This window comes from Rhodococcus sp. P4_B6 (assembly GCF_056402215.1).
Map to the genome: position 1 here is coordinate 19,918 of NZ_JBFUHV010000126.1, position 16,394 is coordinate 36,311.

The 16,394-nt window shown below is 68.5% G+C and carries 16 protein-coding genes; 9 read left to right on the top strand and 7 right to left on the bottom strand.

The genetic code is table 11. From position 1 onward, the window contains the following. Positions 1-39: 39 nt before the first annotated feature. The 5 genes from AC1DWT_RS36985 to AC1DWT_RS37005 are packed head-to-tail and all read left to right on the top strand — an operon-like array spanning position 40 to position 5,494. The gene (locus AC1DWT_RS36985) at positions 40-1,761 is read left to right on the top strand and encodes a nitrite/sulfite reductase (protein ID WP_206012708.1); all 1,722 of its coding nucleotides are present in this window, start codon (positions 40-42) and stop codon (positions 1,759-1,761) included. After that, on the top strand, positions 1,725-2,495 hold the full coding sequence (locus AC1DWT_RS36990) for a phosphoadenylyl-sulfate reductase (protein WP_095865188.1): 771 nt from the start codon (positions 1,725-1,727) through the stop codon (positions 2,493-2,495). Before AC1DWT_RS36985 ends, AC1DWT_RS36990 begins: the two co-directional genes overlap by 37 nt. Further along, complete coding sequence (gene cysD / locus AC1DWT_RS36995) at positions 2,492-3,445, top strand: sulfate adenylyltransferase subunit CysD (protein ID WP_095865187.1); 954 nt, start codon at positions 2,492-2,494, stop codon at positions 3,443-3,445. The genes AC1DWT_RS36990 and cysD (AC1DWT_RS36995) overlap by 4 nt, the downstream gene beginning before the upstream one ends. Before the next feature lie 2 nt (positions 3,446-3,447). Continuing rightward, complete coding sequence (locus AC1DWT_RS37000; protein WP_072946620.1) at positions 3,448-4,734, top strand: sulfate adenylyltransferase subunit 1; 1,287 nt, start codon at positions 3,448-3,450, stop codon at positions 4,732-4,734. Positions 4,735-4,738: 4 nt separating this feature from the next. Then, positions 4,739-5,494 (top strand): sirohydrochlorin chelatase, encoded by a 756-nt coding sequence (locus AC1DWT_RS37005; RefSeq protein WP_206012709.1) that lies wholly within the window; start codon positions 4,739-4,741, stop codon positions 5,492-5,494. Here AC1DWT_RS37005 and AC1DWT_RS37010 read toward each other — a convergent pair. The 7 genes from AC1DWT_RS37010 to AC1DWT_RS37040 all read right to left on the bottom strand — a co-directional run bounded on the left by AC1DWT_RS37010 (position 5,430) and on the right by AC1DWT_RS37040 (position 11,867). Next, positions 5,430-6,479: an aminotransferase class I/II-fold pyridoxal phosphate-dependent enzyme gene (locus AC1DWT_RS37010; RefSeq protein WP_206012710.1), complete on the bottom strand. Its 1,050-nt coding sequence runs from the start codon at positions 6,477-6,479 to the stop codon at positions 5,430-5,432. The genes AC1DWT_RS37005 and AC1DWT_RS37010 overlap by 65 nt on opposite strands. Position 6,480: 1 nt before the next feature. Next, positions 6,481-7,503, bottom strand: a complete 1,023-nt coding sequence (locus AC1DWT_RS37015) for a 3-oxoacyl-ACP synthase III family protein (protein ID WP_206012711.1) — start codon at positions 7,501-7,503, stop codon at positions 6,481-6,483. Between the two features lie 3 nt (positions 7,504-7,506). Further along, positions 7,507-8,166, bottom strand: coding sequence for an SRPBCC family protein (locus tag AC1DWT_RS37020; protein WP_206012712.1), 660 nt, complete (start codon positions 8,164-8,166; stop codon positions 7,507-7,509). Next, on the bottom strand, positions 8,163-9,875 hold the full coding sequence (locus AC1DWT_RS37025) for a thiamine pyrophosphate-binding protein (RefSeq protein ID WP_206012713.1): 1,713 nt from the start codon (positions 9,873-9,875) through the stop codon (positions 8,163-8,165). Before AC1DWT_RS37025 ends, AC1DWT_RS37020 begins: the two co-directional genes overlap by 4 nt. A 186-nt stretch (positions 9,876-10,061) precedes the next feature. Further along, complete coding sequence (locus tag AC1DWT_RS37030; protein WP_072946614.1) at positions 10,062-10,817, bottom strand: zf-HC2 domain-containing protein; 756 nt, start codon at positions 10,815-10,817, stop codon at positions 10,062-10,064. Then, positions 10,814-11,320, bottom strand: a complete 507-nt coding sequence (locus AC1DWT_RS37035) for a sigma-70 family RNA polymerase sigma factor (RefSeq protein WP_072946613.1) — start codon at positions 11,318-11,320, stop codon at positions 10,814-10,816. The genes AC1DWT_RS37030 and AC1DWT_RS37035 overlap by 4 nt, the downstream gene beginning before the upstream one ends. A 148-nt stretch (positions 11,321-11,468) precedes the next feature. Further along, on the bottom strand, positions 11,469-11,867 hold the full coding sequence (locus AC1DWT_RS37040) for a DUF1801 domain-containing protein (RefSeq protein WP_072946612.1): 399 nt from the start codon (positions 11,865-11,867) through the stop codon (positions 11,469-11,471). A gap of 157 nt (positions 11,868-12,024) precedes the next feature. Here AC1DWT_RS37040 and AC1DWT_RS37045 point away from each other — a divergent pair, with 157 nt between their 5' ends. The 4 genes from AC1DWT_RS37045 to AC1DWT_RS37060 form a co-directional block, all read left to right on the top strand. Further along, entirely contained in the window at positions 12,025-12,891 is an 867-nt protein-coding gene (locus AC1DWT_RS37045) for a universal stress protein (protein WP_072946611.1), read from the top strand. A 247-nt stretch (positions 12,892-13,138) separates the two neighbouring features. After that, the gene (stf0, locus tag AC1DWT_RS37050; protein WP_206012714.1) at positions 13,139-13,942 is read left to right on the top strand and encodes a trehalose 2-sulfotransferase; all 804 of its coding nucleotides are present in this window, start codon (positions 13,139-13,141) and stop codon (positions 13,940-13,942) included. Next, the gene (gene cysD, locus AC1DWT_RS37055) at positions 13,939-14,868 is read left to right on the top strand and encodes a sulfate adenylyltransferase subunit CysD (protein WP_072946609.1); all 930 of its coding nucleotides are present in this window, start codon (positions 13,939-13,941) and stop codon (positions 14,866-14,868) included. The genes stf0 and cysD (AC1DWT_RS37055) overlap by 4 nt, the downstream gene beginning before the upstream one ends. Then, positions 14,868-16,394, top strand: a 1,527-nt coding sequence (locus AC1DWT_RS37060) for a GTP-binding protein (protein ID WP_477924438.1), incomplete at its 3' end; no start/stop codon positions are given. The genes cysD (AC1DWT_RS37055) and AC1DWT_RS37060, both read left to right, overlap by 1 nt.

Consider the following 16,394-nt stretch of genomic DNA (forward strand, 5'->3'; position numbering starts at 1 on the left):
CGGCCTCAGCCGGTGCATCGTGAGATTCAGGAGTGCTCCATGACGTCGACCACCGACGCCTCCCCCGCTGCCGCCCAGGCAGCACCCGCGCGCACGCGCACGGCGAAGCCGGCCCGGCGACGTGCCGAAGGCCAGTGGGCCCTCGGCTACCGCGAGCCCCTCAATGCCAACGAGCAGGCCAAGAAGGACGACAACCCGCTCAACGTCCGGACCCGCATCGAGAACATCTACTCGAAGCAGGGCTTCGACAGCATCGACAAGGGCGACCTGCGGGGCCGCATGCGCTGGTGGGGTCTCTACACCCAGCGCGAGCAGGGCTACGACGGCACGTTCACCGGTGACGAGAACATCGACCTGCTCGAAGCCAGGTACTTCATGATGCGGGTCCGCTGCGACGCCGGCGCCCTGAACGTCGAGCAGTTGCGCACCATCGCCGGGATCTCCACCGAGTTCGCCCGCGACACCGCCGACCTCTCGGACCGCGAGAACGTCCAGTACCACTGGATCGAGGTCGAGAACGTCCCGGAGATCTGGAAGCGTCTCGAAGGCGTCGGTCTCAAGACCACGGAAGCGTGCGGCGACTGCCCCCGCGTCGTCCTCGGTTCACCGCTGGCAGGCGAATCGCTGTCCGAGGTCCTCGACCCGACTCCCGCGATCGACGAGATCGTGCGCCGCTACATCGGCAAGCCCGAGTACTCCAACCTGCCGCGCAAGTTCAAGACCGCGATCTCCGGCCAGCAGGACGTGGTGCACGAGATCAACGACGTCGCGTTCGTCGGCGTCAACCACCCCGAGCACGGTCCCGGCCTCGACCTGTGGGTCGGCGGCGGCCTGTCCACCAACCCGATGCTCGCGCAGCGCGTCGGCGTCTGGGTGCCGCTCGACGAGGTTCCCGACGTGTGGGAAGCCGTCGTGTCGATCTTCCGCGACTACGGCTACCGCCGGCTGCGGAACAAGGCGCGCCTGAAGTTCCTGGTGAAGGACTGGGGCATCGAGCGGTTCCGCGAGGTCCTCGAGACCGAGTACCTGAAGCGCAAGCTCATCGACGGCCCCGCGCCGGAGAAGCCCACCCGGCCGATCGACCACGTCGGTGTGCAGAAGACCCGCAACGGCCTCAACGCCGTCGGTGTCGCCCCCATCGCGGGTCGCGTGTCGGGCACGATCCTGGCCAAGGTCGCGGACGCCGCCGAGCGTGCGGGCAGCGACAAGATCCGTTTCACGCCGTACCAGAAGCTGATCATCCTCGACGTCGCCGACGACAAGCTCGAGCAGCTGATCGCCGACCTGGACGAGGTGGGTCTGCCCGCACGTCCGTCGCACTGGCGCAAGAACCTGATGGCGTGCTCGGGTATCGAGTTCTGCAAGCTGTCGTTCGCGGAGACGCGGAAGCGCTCGCAGGTACTCGTTCCCGAGCTCGAGCAGCGGCTGGCCGACATCAACGCGCAGCTCGACGTGCCGATCACGATCAACATCAACGGCTGCCCCAACTCCTGCGCCCGCTCGCAGGTCGCGGACATCGGGTTCAAGGGAATGCTCGTCGATGACGGCGAAGGCAACCAGGTGGAGGGCTTCCAGGTCCACCTCGGCGGCAGCCTCGGATTCGATTCGGCCTTCGGCCGGAAGCTTCGCCAGCACAAGGTCACCAGCGCCGAACTCGGTGACTACATCGATCGCGTCGTCCGGCACTTCGTGAAGCACCGCAACGAGGGTGAACGCTTCGCGGAATGGGTCGTGCGCGCAGACGAAGGAGACTTGCGTTGAATCTCGCGACAGCCACACAGGACGACCTTCGGCTCCTTGCCGCGCAGGGGGCGGCAAGTCTCGAGGGTGCCTCCGCGCACGAACTGCTGCGGTGGACGGAAGAGACGTTCGGGAGCGGGGCGAGCGAAGCGACGGGGTATCGCAATAGTTACATCGTCGCCTCGAACATGCAGGACGGCGTCCTGGTCCACCTCGCCGCCCAGGTTCATCCCGGCGTGGACGTGCTGTTCCTCGACACCGGTTATCACTTCGCGGAGACCATCGGCACCCGTGACGCCGTCGAGCAGGTGTACGGCGTCAACATCATCAACGCGCGCGCCGAGGCGAGCGTCGCCGAACAGGACGCGGCGGAGGGCAAGGACCTGTTCGCCCGCGAACCCAACCGGTGCTGCGCACTGCGGAAGGTCGCCCCGCTGAAGAAGACGCTCGCCGGCTACAAGGCGTGGGTCACCGGCATCCGCCGGGTCGAGGCCCCCACCCGCGCCAACGCCCCCCTGATCTCGTTCGACGACGCGTTCGGTCTGGTGAAGATCAATCCGATCGCCGCGTGGTCCGACGAAGACATGCAGTCCTACATCGACGAGCACTCGATTCTGGTGAATCCTCTCGTCGACGAGGGCTATCCGTCCATCGGGTGCGCTCCGTGCACCAGCAAGCCAGCCCCCGGCAGCGATCCGCGCAGCGGTCGCTGGGCCGGTCAGGCCAAGACAGAATGCGGGTTGCACGCCTCATGACCATCGACATCTCCACTTCCCTCGCAGAAGCCGCGGCCCGGCCGCAGTTGGACGGGACGCAGTTCGACACGCTCGATGCGCTGGAGTCGGAAGCGATCCACATCTTCCGTGAGGTCGCGGGCGAGTTCGAACGCCCCGTGATCCTGTTCTCCGGCGGCAAGGACTCCACGGTGCTGCTGCACCTGGCGATCAAGGCGTTCTGGCCGGCGCCGCTGCCGTTCGCGCTGCTGCACGTCGACACGGGTCACAACCTGCAGGAAGTCCTCGACTTCCGCGATCACGTCGTCGCCAAGTACAACCTGCGCCTGCACGTGGCGAAGGTCGAGGACTACCTGGCCGACGGCCGGCTCACCGAGCGTCCCGACGGGATCCGGAACCCGCTGCAGACGGTTCCCCTGCTCGACGCGATCTCCGAGAACCGTTTCGACGCGGTCTTCGGTGGCGCTCGCCGCGACGAGGAGCGGGCCCGGGCCAAGGAACGCATCTTCTCGCTGCGCAACAGTTTCGGCCAGTGGGATCCGAAGAAGCAGCGCCCCGAACTGTGGAACCTGTACAACGGCAAGCACTCCCCCGGTGAGCAGGTCCGCGTCTTCCCGCTCAGCAACTTCACCGAACTCGACATCTGGCGGTACATCGCCCGCGACAACGTCGAACTGGCCAGCATCTACTACGCGCATCAGCGCGAGGTGTACCAGCGCGACGGCATGTGGATGACGCCCGGCGTGTGGGGCGGACCGTCCGAGGGTGAAGACCTGCAGACGCTGTCGGTGCGGTACCGCACCGTCGGCGACGGGTCCACCACCGGCGCAGTTCTTTCCGAGGCAGGCGACAACGAGGCGATCCTCGCCGAGGTCGCGGCGTCCCGGCTGACCGAGCGCGGCGCAACCCGCGGCGACGACCGAGTTTCCGAAGCGGCCATGGAAGACCGCAAGCGAGAGGGCTATTTCTGATCATGAGCGACCTTCTGAGGCTTGCCACCGCCGGCAGTGTGGACGACGGCAAGTCGACCCTCGTCGGCCGTCTGCTGTACGACACGAAATCGGTTCTCGCCGATCAGATCGACGCCGTCACCCGGGCGTCGGTGGACAAGGGACTGTCCACCCCCGACCTGTCGCTGCTGGTCGACGGCCTGCGCGCGGAGCGTGAGCAGGGCATCACGATCGACGTGGCGTACCGGTACTTCGCGACGCCCCGCCGCTCGTTCGTCCTCGCCGACACTCCCGGGCACGTGCAGTACACCCGGAACACGGTGTCGGGTGCGTCCACCGCGCAGCTGGTGATCCTGCTGGTCGACGCGCGCAAGGGTGTCATCTCGCAGACGCGCAAGCACGCCGCGGTTCTGGCGCTGCTCGGCGTCCCCAAGCTGGTGCTGGCCGTCAACAAGATCGACCTCGTCGAGGACCCGGCCACCGTGTTCGCGACCATCTCGGCGGAGTTCAACTCGCTGACCAGTTCCCTCGGCTGGGCGTCCGAGGACGTCGTCGAGATCCCGGTGTCGGCCCTGCGCGGCGACAACGTCGCGGTGCGTTCGGAGAACACCCCGTACTACGACGGCCCCACCCTCATCGAGCACCTCGAGTCGGTGCCGGTCGACGCCGAACCCCACCGGGTCGGTCTCCGGTTCCCCGTCCAGTACGTGATCCGTCCGCGGACCGCCGAGTTCCCCGACTACCGCGGGTACGCCGGACAGGTCGCCGCGGGTGAGGTGACCCCGGGCGACGAGGTCGTGATCCTGCCGTCGGGTGTCCGCACCACGGTCACGCGCATCGACACGGCGGACGGCGAACTCGACAGCGCGCACGCCGGCCGCAGCGTCACTCTCGTGCTCGCCGACGACGTCGACGTCTCCCGCGGCGACGTCATCGCCTCGCCCGCCGACGCCCCGGAGCCGCTCGGCGAGTTCGACGCGACCGTCTGCTGGCTGGCGGAGAAGCCGCTGCGTCCCGGTGCCCGCCTGCTGCTCAAGCACGGCACCCGCACCACGCAGGCCATCGTGGGCACGCTCGTCGAGCGTTTCAACGAGCAGGAGCTCACGTCGGAGGCCGCCCCGGAGTCGCTGGAGCTCAACGAGATCGGCAAGATCTCGGTGCGTGTCGCCGAGCCGATCGTCGCCGACGACTACACCGTGAACCGCCACACCGGCAGCTTCCTGCTGATCGATCCCGCCGGCGGCAACACGCTCGCGGCCGGCCTCGTCGGGGATGCCATCGCGGCGGTGGAGCTCGGCGAGCGCGTCTAGTGCGATGACTCCGCTGATCGCTGTCGCCCACGGCAGTCGCGACCCCCGCAGTGCGCGGGTGGTGGCGGCTGCCGTGTCGGCGCTCCGGGAGCGGCGCCCGGACCTCGACGTCCGGTTGTGCTTCCTCGACCTCAACGCGCCGTCCGTGGACCAGGTGATCGACGCGGTCGCCGCCGAGGGTCATTCCTCCGCCGTCGTGGTGCCGATGCTGCTGGGCAGCGCGTTCCACGCCCGCGTCGACCTTCCCGCTCTGCTGGATGCCGCCCGCCTCCGTCATCCCCACCTGCACGTCCGGCAGGCCGACGTTCTCGGGCACGATGCCCGGCTGGTCGAGGCCGTCCGGGGCCGGATCGGCGAAGCCGTCGGTGCGACCGGCGAGTCCGGACTCGGGATCGTCCTCGCCGCGGTCGGTTCTTCCGACCCGGCTGCCAACGACCGCACGCGCGCACTGGCGGGGGCGGTCGTCGCGGGCACCCGATGGTCGGGCGCGGTCACGTGCTTCGCCACCGCGGCGGAACCGACGGTGCAGCAGGCGATTTCGACGCTGCGGCGGAACGGCGCCGAACGCATCGTGATCGCACCGTGGTTCCTTGCGCCGGGACTGCTCACGGACCGGTTGAGCCGCGCCGCGGAGTCCTGCGGGCCCGGCATCACCTACGCGGCCACCATCGGACCACACACCCGACTGCTCGACGTCATGCTCGACCGCTACTCGCAGTCGCACGCGGAACTGCGGCGCTACCGAGCACTGTCGGCCTGAGCGCGGCGACCACYGCACGCCCGGCGTCCGGGTTCCCGACCGCAATCCGCACGTCACCGTTGGGATACGTGCGCGCGTGGATGCCGGCACGGGCGAGTGCGTCGCCGACTCCCGATCCGGGGACGTACAGGAAGTTGGCGTGACTGCGCGGGACCGGGATTCCCGCCGCCCGCAACGTGCGCCACAGTTCCTCACGTTCGGCGACGATGGCGGACACCCGGGTGCGGAGTTCGTGTTCGGCGGCGTACGACGCCGTGACCGCGGGAACGGCGGCGCTGACCATCCCGAACGGCAGTTGCAGCGTTCGAATCCGCCGGGCCAGAGCCGCATTCGCAAAGCCGAATCCGATCCGCAACCCGGCCAGACCGTAGGCCTTGGAGAACGTGCGCAGGAACACGACGTTCGGATGTTCGGCGACGATGCGGTGCGCGTCCAGGACCAGTCGGTGGTCGACGAACTCCACGTACGCCTCGTCGAGAACGACGACCACCCGCTCCGGCACCCGGCGGAGGAAGTCGGCCAGTTCGGCGGTGCCGACGAGGGTTCCGGTGGGGTTGTGCGGGCGGCACACGACGACGAGCCGGGTGCGGTTGTCGATCGCGGCCGCCATCGCCGCCAGATCCTGCCCGCCGTCCGCTCGGATCGGTACCGGCACCGCGTCGAGGGCCGCGATCCGCGCGAGGATCGGGTACCCGTCGAATGTCGGGGCGGTGAACACGATCCGCTCCCCCGGCCCGGCGACGGAGCGCATGATCTGCAGGGCGACGCCGGTGGCACCCTCGCCCACCACCATCTGATCGGCGTCGAGCCCTTCGTGATCCGCGATGACCCCGACCAGCCGGTCGGGCAGGAACTCCGGATACCGATGCGCCTGACGCATGACACCGTCGAGCGCGGCGAGCACGGAGGGCAGTGGGGCGAAGGGGTTCTCGCTCAGCGCGAGATCGAATCTCACGCCGGGGCCGGCAAGGGTCGGAGCGGTCATCTCACACCCCCACCGGGGCGGCGCCCCATCGGATGGCCCCGGCGCCGGCGAAGTCGCCCGCGTGCGCGAAGGCGGACATCATCACCAGGGAGCCGTTGGGGATCCGGCCCGCCTGGTTCTCGAGGTCGAGGGTGACGGGAATCGCGGCGCCGAACAGGTTCCCACATTCGTCGAACGTGTCGGGGTGTCGTTCCGCCGGAAGCTCGAGTGCGTCCCGCCAGTTGCGGAGGAACAGCCGGTTGGGCTGGTTGGTGACCAGGGTGTCGATCTCGTCCGGGGTGATGCCGATCTGCTTGCACACCGCGAGCGCCACCTCGGGGACCAGTCGGTTCCCGCGGGCGAAGACCTTCGCGATCTTCGTTTCGGTGAACCCGATGTGCAATTGGCCGGTTCCCGCCTCCCAGTACTTGCGCGGCGGATCGACGGCGGCCGTCATGTCCCCGGCGAACTCGGGGTAGGTCCGGCATTCGAGTCCGAGCACTGGCCCGGCCTGCGATTTCACCAGCAGGCACGCTCCCGCGCCGTCACCCGGCACCGCCGACTGCGCCAGCACGCGCACGTCCGACTGCGTGAAGATTTGACCGGCACTGTTCTGCACCGACACGATCAGGGCGGTCGAGGCGTCACCGGTCTGCATGATCTGCCGCGCCAGCTTGATCATGTACACGAACGACGCGCAGCCCCCGTTGTGCAGGTCCACCACCCAGTCCGGGGTGATCCCCAGCCGGCGCGCAAGTTCTCCGCCGGTGCCCAGGACCGGGACGTCCGGCAGCTGGGTGTGGGTGATGAGGATGTCCACGTTGGAGACGAGTTCGGAGCCGTTCCGTTCGATCAGCGGGGCGACCGCGCGTTCGGCCATGTCGACGGCGTTCTCGTCGCTCGCGATGTGGTGACGGAATTTCGGCGCCCGGAACATGATGTTCTCGGCGAGTCGGTCGGAGGCGGCGAATTGGGCGAAATAGTCTGCTCCCAACCGGTTCTCGGGCAGGTAGCCGGCGATGTCGATCAGGCTGACGGTGTCCATGTCTCACTCACTCATCCAGGTCGGGGTCACGGGCAGGTCGTTCGCCCATCGGTATTCGCAGATCGCCTTGAGATTGCTCATCTCGAGCTGGTGTCCGGCGGCGAACATCTCCCAGAAGTCGCCCACCCACGGAACCCGGTCCGCGGGAGCGGTCTCGGGGTAGGGATTCTCGTCGTAGAACGGGTGGCGGCAGTTGGTCCACAGCACGACGGATCCGTCGACGTCGAGGACCGTGCGCGCGTCCACCACCCGCATGAGGTACACCATCCACAGGTGTGTCCCCTGGTCCCAGGCGCAGTGATAGTCGACGGTCATCGCGGCGGGGTGTGCCACGGTGCGCGTGTAGATCTCGGTCGTGTCGCCCAGCCGGTCGTACGCGAGCCACAGCCCGGGTTCTCCTGCGGGGGTGAATCCCCGCAGGCTGTACGTCCATTCCTCGAGGCTCCGGGTGTGCGAGAGGTAGCGGAACACCTCGTCCGGCGGGCAGTCGATGTATTCCTGTACGGTGCAGTACTTTCCGAACACCTGGTCGTGCGGGTACACCGACCTCAACATGTCCATGATGATCGGTGTCGTCGCGTGACGGTCCGAGGTCTCGATGCGGACGAGGCCCGGCAGGTCGGCGGGAAGGTCGGGCAGCGGTGCGATCTCGTGGGCGGTCATCGGCGTGCTCCTTCTCGGGGTTCGATTTTCTCGGCTGTGCCGCGTGCGGTCAGGAACGGCAGGAACGGCGGTAGTTCGTCGGGGTCGCAGACGACCTCGATGACAGCGGGTCCCGTCGACTCCGTCGTGGACCGCAGCGCGTCGGCCAGGGCGGCGTGGGTGTCGACCGTGTGGCACGGCAGTCCGGGGAGCAGTGCGCCGACTCCGGCCGCGATGCGGGCGGGACGAAACCGGCTGTAGGTGTAGGCGCCCTCGTAATACACCTGTTCGCGCGTGAGGCACATCGCGTGGGCGTTGTTGTTGAATACGACGAACGTGACCGGCACGTCGTACTCGACGGCCGTGTGGATCTCGAGTCCGTGCGCGTAGAACGCGCCGTCGCCGGCGATCACGAACGTGCGGCGGCCCCGCGAGAACGCGGAACCGATCGCGGCGCCGAAGGTGTAGCCCATCCCGCCCATTCCGAGCGCCACCACGAACCGGCCTGCACTCGCGACCGGAAGGTGATGCACCACAGCGGCGCCCGTGTTCCCGGCGTCCGCGAACACGTCGGCGCCGTCGGGCAGCGCCGCGGCGAGCGCTGTCACCGCATCCGTGTAGCGCAGGCCCGACGTGCCCGATCGAGGTACGTCGATCGGAGTCGGATCGCAATGCGCGACGGGTACCGGTGAGGCTGCCGGTCCGATGTCGGCGACGAGTCCGCGCAGCGTCGCCCGTAGATCCCGGGTCGGGACGTGCTGGGCCTGCACATACGGCGTCGCCGACCCGACGCTGTACACCAGCGTCTTCTCCAGTACGGTGTCGAGCCCTCCCCGTGCCATCACCGGCAGTCGGGTGCCGACGAGCAGACAGAGGTCGCAATCCTGCAGTGCCTCGATCACATCCGGGTTCCCCATCGCGCCGGTGATCCCGAGTCGTCCCGGCGCCGCCGGGTCGAGCACGTCCTTCGCGTCGGGTGTGACGGCCACTCGCGCCCCGAGCACGTGCGCGAGTTCCGCGAGTTCCCCTCGCGCGCCTGCCCGCGCGACCTCGTCGCCTGCGATGACGGTGATACGGCCGTAGTCGTCGCGCAGGGCCTCGGCGAGCCGCGTGACGTCCGTGGTGGCAGCGCACGGTGCGGCCGGAACCGTTCGGTGCGGTTCCGGGAACTCGCCGATCGCCTGCTGAATGTCCTTCGGCAGCAGCAGTACTGCCGGTCCGCCGCGACGCGCCGCGGCGAGCGCCTCGGAGAGTTGGCGGTCGAGGTCGAGCGGTGATTCGACGCGCGCACAGTACAGCGACACCTCGCCGAACAACCGGTACGCATCGATCGACCCCGCCAGCCCACTCGTGTCCTGGAACGCGCCCGACCCTTCGAGCGACGTCGGCGGTTGCCCGATCAGTGCCAGCAGGCGCACCCGGGACGCGAACGCCTCACCGAGTCCGGCGATCACATTGAGCGCGCCGCCGCCCGACGTCGCGGCGACCACACCTGTCCGGTTCGAGGTTCTGGCGTATCCGTCGGCCATGGTCGTCGCCGAGAACTCGTGTTTGGCGACGACACCCTCGACGTCCGGGGAGCGGTGCAGCGCATCGTACAGGTCCTCGATGTTCGCGCCTCCGACACCGAAGACGTGCTCGACCCCCTCCGCGGCCAGTACCGCGACGATGTGGTCGGCGACGCGCATGCTCCGACCGGTTTTCCGTGGCTCGTGATGCGTGAGATTCATCGGCAGACCCCCGTGTCGTGGATCGGATGGGGCGAACTGTGATCACCCACTGGATATACACACGAACCACGTGCCGGCCGGGTTCACCGGTGGCAGAACATTTTTGCGTAAACGGTCGTGACGAGCGAGACACGGCGGTCGAGCCTGCAGAGAGTACGGAAACCGGGCCGGCTCCCTGCGGCCCGCTCACAACGCCGTGGTCAGCAATACCTGATGATCGTCGTCGGATCGCACATCGATGCTCGCGATCGCGTCGACGGGCAGGCTGGTGGTGGCCGTGGGCCGCACCGTCTGCCCCGCTTCCCCGGTCCAGGTGGCCACGGTGGTGACCACTCCGGAGCGATCGGTCACGGTCAGCGCGTACCCCTCGGTGTCGGCGCCGTAGCGTCCGTCACCGGGCCACGTGTCCTCGTAGGAGCACTCCACGAAGATCACCGTGCCCCAGGACGTCGACACGACGGACGCGCTCGCGGTGATCGTCGTCGGAACCACCGGTGCGAACACAGCCTCGGTGGTGTTCCCCCGGTCCGGGACCGGCAGCGCCGTGACGGGGGCGTCCGGTGTCCGGTCCTGGGTCGCCAGCACCCCGACGGGGACGGCCACGGCAATCACGGCGGCCGCGGCTGCGAGGGCCGTCGCCGCTCGCCGGTGGCGTCGGCGCCGCCGCACCGTGCCCACCAGCCCGGTCAGCACCCGCGGTGCGGGCATCTCCTCGTCCTCCGGCGCGCCGTCGGACAGCGTGCCGAACGCTTCTTCCGGTGTGATCAGGGCGAGCAGACCGGGCATGCCCGCCAATTCGGACACGGCCTGCGAGCACTGTGCGCAGTGGGCGAGGTGGGCCTCGTACTCGCGCCGTTCCGCGCCGGACATGGCACCGAGCACATAGGCGGCGTCCCAGCGGACGTAGGGATCGTCGTGCGACTCGAAGTCGTCGAGCGTCATCGGGTCACCCCCATTTCCTGCAGAGCCAATCGAAGCGCCCGCAATCCGTAATGCATGCGGGATTTCACCGTTCCCTCCGGTATCCCGAGTTCGCCGGCGATCTGGTGGGTCGACATCCCCCGGTAGTAGCCGAGCACGAGGACCGCACGATGGTCGGCACTGAGCCGGGCCAGCGCATCCCCCATCATCCACGCGTCGAGTGCGCCCTCCGAACCGTCCGGGGCCGCCCGTTCGGGTGTCGAACTCATCCCGACCTCACGCTGGGAGCGGGCACTGCGGTGCTCGTCGAACACGAGGTTCCTGGCGACCGTGAACAACCACGCCCGAGCCGAGGACTCCGACTGGTCGAGGACGTTCGGATGCTTCCAGGCGCGCAGCAGTACCTCCTGCACGATGTCCTCGGCGCGGGCGCGGTCGCCGGTCAGCCGGAGGGCATACCGCCACACTGCCGGGGCATGTTCCTCGTACAGCGCGTGCATGAGCTCCGTCTGGGCATCCGGCATCGGTCACCACCTCCCAGCAGTACACACGGTTCACCCGCGCCTCCGGTTCACCGCACCACCGAAACGGAGGGAAACCCCAGGTGAACCGGTGCCTCGGCGAGCGAAACCCCTTGCCCCATACCCCAGGAGGTGTCCCTTGCCCCATACCTCAGGAGGTGTTCAGCGCCACGGCGGCGTGAACGAGCGCCTGGAACGCCTTCTCGTCGACCGTGTCGCCCTCGTGGAAGTCGATGGCGCGCCGGGTGTTGCCCTCGAGGCTGGAGTTGAACAGACCGGCCGGGTCGTCCAGCGACGCGCCCTTCGCGAACGTCACCTTCACGGCGTTCTTGTACGTCTCACCGGTGCAGACCATTCCGTCGTGCGACCACACCGGGACCCCTCGCCACTTCCACTCCTCGACCACGTCGGGGTCGGCCTGCGTGACGAGAGCCCGGATCCGGGCGAGCACCTCGCCCCGCCAGTCACCCAGCTCCTCGATGCGCGCATCTATCAGCTGCGAGGGAGAGTCTCCTCGTCCCCCGTTCGAGCCGCTCGTCCGCTTCGCCATGTGGTCCGTCGCCCCTTCGGTTCGTCTTCGCTCGCCGGTCACCCGAGTATCCCCGCGGACCACGTCGATCGCACCGGGATCGGCCGCCTGCCGATTTACCTCTGGCGCGTCGCCGCCGTCCTGGATCAAACTGGAATGGAGGTGAGGAGCACCCCCCATGAGCACAGCACGGATTCGACGCGGCATCGTGGCAGGCATCGACGGATCGGACGGCGCACTGGAGGCGGCGGCGTGGGCTGCCTCCGCCGCGCGGCGCTTCGAGGAGCCGCTGCGCCTCGTCCACGTGTTACCCAAGCATCCGAATTCCGGGAGCGGCGACGGTCACCCTGAAGGCGATGAGTTCCTCGACGCCGCCGAGCGCATCGTCCTGAACGGGCAGCATGACCTGGAAGTGGAGCGCAGTACCCATCCCGGCCCACCCGCCCACGCGTTGGTGGAACTGTCCAAGACGGCCCGGATGCTGGTTCTCGGGCCCGCGGCCACGAGTGAGATGAAATCCGTGGTCGCCGGTTCCGACGTGGTCCGGGTGTCGAATCGAGCCGAATGCCCCGTCGTCGTCTGGCGCGGCATCCAGGGCCACGAGGTCAGCGAGACGCGTCCCGTCGTGGTCGGTGTGGACGGAAGCGAACTCAGCGACATGGCGGTGGCCCATGCGTTCGAGTTCGCGGCGTTCTTCGGCGCTCCCCTCGTCGCGGTGCACACGTGGGCCGAGCATTCCACCCTCGGTGCGTGGTATTCGGAGGAACGCCGCTTCACCGACTGGTCCGATCTGGTGCAGCACGAGGAGGCGTGGCTCGCCGAGAGCCTCGCCGGGTGGCGCGAGAAGTATCCCGATGTCGAGGTCACCCGCTGCCTCGAGCGCGGCGGGCCGATGAAGGTGCTCCTCGAGTACTCCTTCGGCGCGCAATTGATCGCCGTCGGCAGCCACGGGCGAAATCCGTTCACCGCGTCGATCGTCGGTTCGACGAGCCAGAGCCTCATCCACCACGCCCGGTGTCCGGTCCTCATCTGCCGAAAAGGCTGACCACGGCAGAGTCCATTTCGGTCGTTAAAATCAGCCTGATTCATATTCGCCTGTCGCTACGCCATTCTTCCGGCGACGAGCGAACCGGATCGGCGTTCCCGAAAACTGCCCTGAGCTGCTCGATCAACGCACCGCCACGACGCCGGATCCGACAAATCGACCGCCGCGGATAAATCAAGTGTTTCCATCACGCAAATTCGATTTCGTCCCGATTGCGGCACCGAATTTCGCCCTTATAGTTTCCGGCATGTCGGAGCCACGCTCATATCTCGTCTGCGCGTCGCAGCGCAGCGGCAGCACGCTGCTCGTCGAATCCCTTCGTGCCACGACCGTGGCAGGCAACCCGGAGGAGTTCTTCCAGTACCTGCCGTCCACCAGCCGGTCACCGCAGCCACGGCAATGGTTCGAGTCGGTCACCGACGAGACGGTGCTCTCCCTGCTCGCCCCGCTCGAACCGGGAACCGCCGACACCCGCACCGCGGAGCAGTGGCGCGATCAACTGCTCAGCGTCGGGCGCACCCCCAACGGCGTGTGGGGCGGCAAGCTGATGTGGAACCAGGTGCCGCTCGTCCTCGACCGCGCCGCCGGACTTCCGGACCGGTCCGGCAACGACCTGCGGTCCGCCCTCGGCGACATCCTGGACCGCGACCTCGCCTTCATCCACGTCTACCGGCGTGACGTCGTCGCGCAGGCGGTATCGATGTGGCGGGCGGTGCAGACCCAGGTGTGGCGCGACGACGCCACCCCGCCGGCCCCGCACGACGGCGCCGAGTACCACGCGGACGGCATCGCCCACCTCGTCCGCATCCTCCGCGATCAGGATGTGCAGTGGCGCAACTGGTTCGAGACGGAGGGCCTCGACCACATCGACATCAGTTTCGACGATCTCGTCGCGGCCCCGCAGGCGACGGCGGCGAAGGTGCTCGTCGAACTCGGCCTCGACGCCGATCTCGCGCCCCCGCCGCCGCTGAAACGGCAGAGCGACGGCCGCTCCAAGGAGTGGGTCGAGCGATACCGGTCCGAGGCCGCCGCGAACGGACTTCCGCTGTGACCGCCGCACCGTCCACCGACACGGACGCACACGTCGACGAACTCCGCGCGCTGGAGGCGGAGGCCGTGCACATCATCCGCGAGGTGGTCGCGGAACTCGAGCGACCGGTGCTGCTGTTCTCGGCAGGCAAGGATTCGATCGTGTTGCTGAGGCTGGCGGAGAAGGCGTTCCGGCCGTCCCCGTTGCCGTTTCCCGTCCTGCACGTCGACACCGGGCACAACTTCCCCGAGGTGATCGAATTCCGCGATCGCAGGCTCGCCGAGGACGGTCACCGGCTGATCGTCGCGTCGGTGCAGGAGTCGATCGACAAGGGCCGCGTCACCGAAACGGGCGGTCCCGGCACGTCCCGGAACCGGTTGCAGACCCGGACCCTACTCGACGCCCTGGAGGAGCACCGCTTCGACGCCGCCTTCGGTGGCGCGCGCCGAGACGAGGAACGCGCCCGCGCGAAGGAGCGGGTACTCAGCTTCCGCGACGAGTTCGGGCAGTGGGATCCGCGTTCGCAGCGGCCCGAGCCGTGGTCGCTGTACAACGGGCGGATTCGCCGCGGCGAGCAGGTCCGGGTGTTCCCGCTCAGCAACTGGACCGAACTCGACATCTGGCGCTACATCGAACTCGAGAAGCTCGCACTGCCGTCGATCTACTTCGCCCACGAACGGCAGGTGTTCGAGCGCGACGGCATCCTGCTCGGACTGTCCGAGTACACGCTGCCCACCGAAAGCGAACTGGTGCAACGGCTCCGGGTGCGGTATCGCACGGTCGGGGACCTCACCATCACCGGCGCGGTGCGTTCGGATGCCGGCGACGTCGCCGGCGTGATCGAGGAGATCGCCGCGGCCACGGTCTCCGAACGCGGGGAAACCCGGGCCGACGACAGGACTTCCGTTGCCGCGATGGAAGACCGCAAGCGCGAGGGGTACTTCTGATGACCACCACCGGCCGGCCTCGCCAATTGCTGCGACTCGCCACCGCGGGCAGCGTCGACGACGGGAAGAGCACCCTCATCGGCCGCCTCCTCCACGACACCGGAAGCCTGCCCACCGACCACCTCGAGGCGGTGACGAACGCCGACGGTGAGGCGGACCTCGCCGCGCTCTCGGACGGTCTGCGGGCCGAACGCGAGCAGGGCATCACCATCGACGTCGCCTATCGCTTCTTCTCGACGCCGACCCGGAGTTTCGTCCTCGCCGACACACCGGGGCACGAACGGTACACCCGCAACATGTTCACCGGGGCGTCGAACACCCACGTGGCCGTGCTGCTGGTGGACGCACGCACCGGGGTGCTCCGGCAGACCCGGCGCCACGCCCGGATCGCCGACCTCCTCGGCGTCCCGCACCTGGTCGCGGTGGTCAACAAGATCGACCTCGTCGACTTCGACGAGACCCGGTTCAAGGAAGTCGAATCCGAACTCGGCCTGCTCGCGCAGCGCCTCGGCGGCCGCGACGTCACGGTGATCCCGGTGTCCGCCACCCGGGGAGACAACGTGGTCACGCGGTCGGATTCGACGCCCTGGTACAACGGGCCCACGCTCCTCGAGTATCTCGAAGGCGTGGAACTCGCCGCGCCGTCGGCCGTCGCGTCCGAACTGCGACTGCCCATCCAGTGGGTCGCGCGTCCCACGGACCATCAGCGGCGCCGCTACACCGGCCGGCTGTCGGCGGGCACCCTGTCCGTCGGGGACGAGGTGGTGGTGCTGCCTGCCGGTTCCCGCAGCACGGTCACCGCCCTCGACACCCTCGATCCGCACCGGGCCGTCGCGGTCGCGCCGCTGTCGGTGTCGTTCGAACTCGCCGACGACGTCGACGTCGCCCGCGGCGACCTCGTCGTCAGTGCGGCGACCGATGCCACCGCACCCGTCCCGGCCCGCGAGATCGACGCGACCGTGTGCTGGCTGAGCGAGACGCCGCTGCGGGCGGGCGACCGGGTGGCCCTCAAGCACACCAGCCGCACCGTGCGCGCCACGGTGCAGGAGCTGCACACGCGGCTCGACCCGGAAACCCTCGAAGAACACGACTCCCCCAGCGAACTCGCCCTCAACGACATCGGCCGAATCACGCTCCGGACGAGCACGGTGGTGCTCGCCGACCCGTACGCCACCAATCGCGACGCGGGTGCGTTCATCCTCATCGACGAGCAGAGCAACGACACCGTCGGCGCCGGAACCGTCAGCGACACCCGCGAAGTGGTTCCTGGCGAGCAGACCCGGCACGACATCAAGTGGCATCCGTCGTCGCTGAAACGGGATCGACGCTGGTCCGCGACCGGGCAGCGGGGCGCCACCATCTGGCTCACCGGGCTGCCCGCGTCCGGAAAGTCGACCGTCGCGGTCGCGCTCGAACGGACGCTCGTCGACGCGGGCCGGACCGCGTACCTTCTCGACGGCGACAACGTCCGGCACGGCATCTCGGACGACCTGGGTTTCTCACCCGGTGACCGGGCCGAGAACATC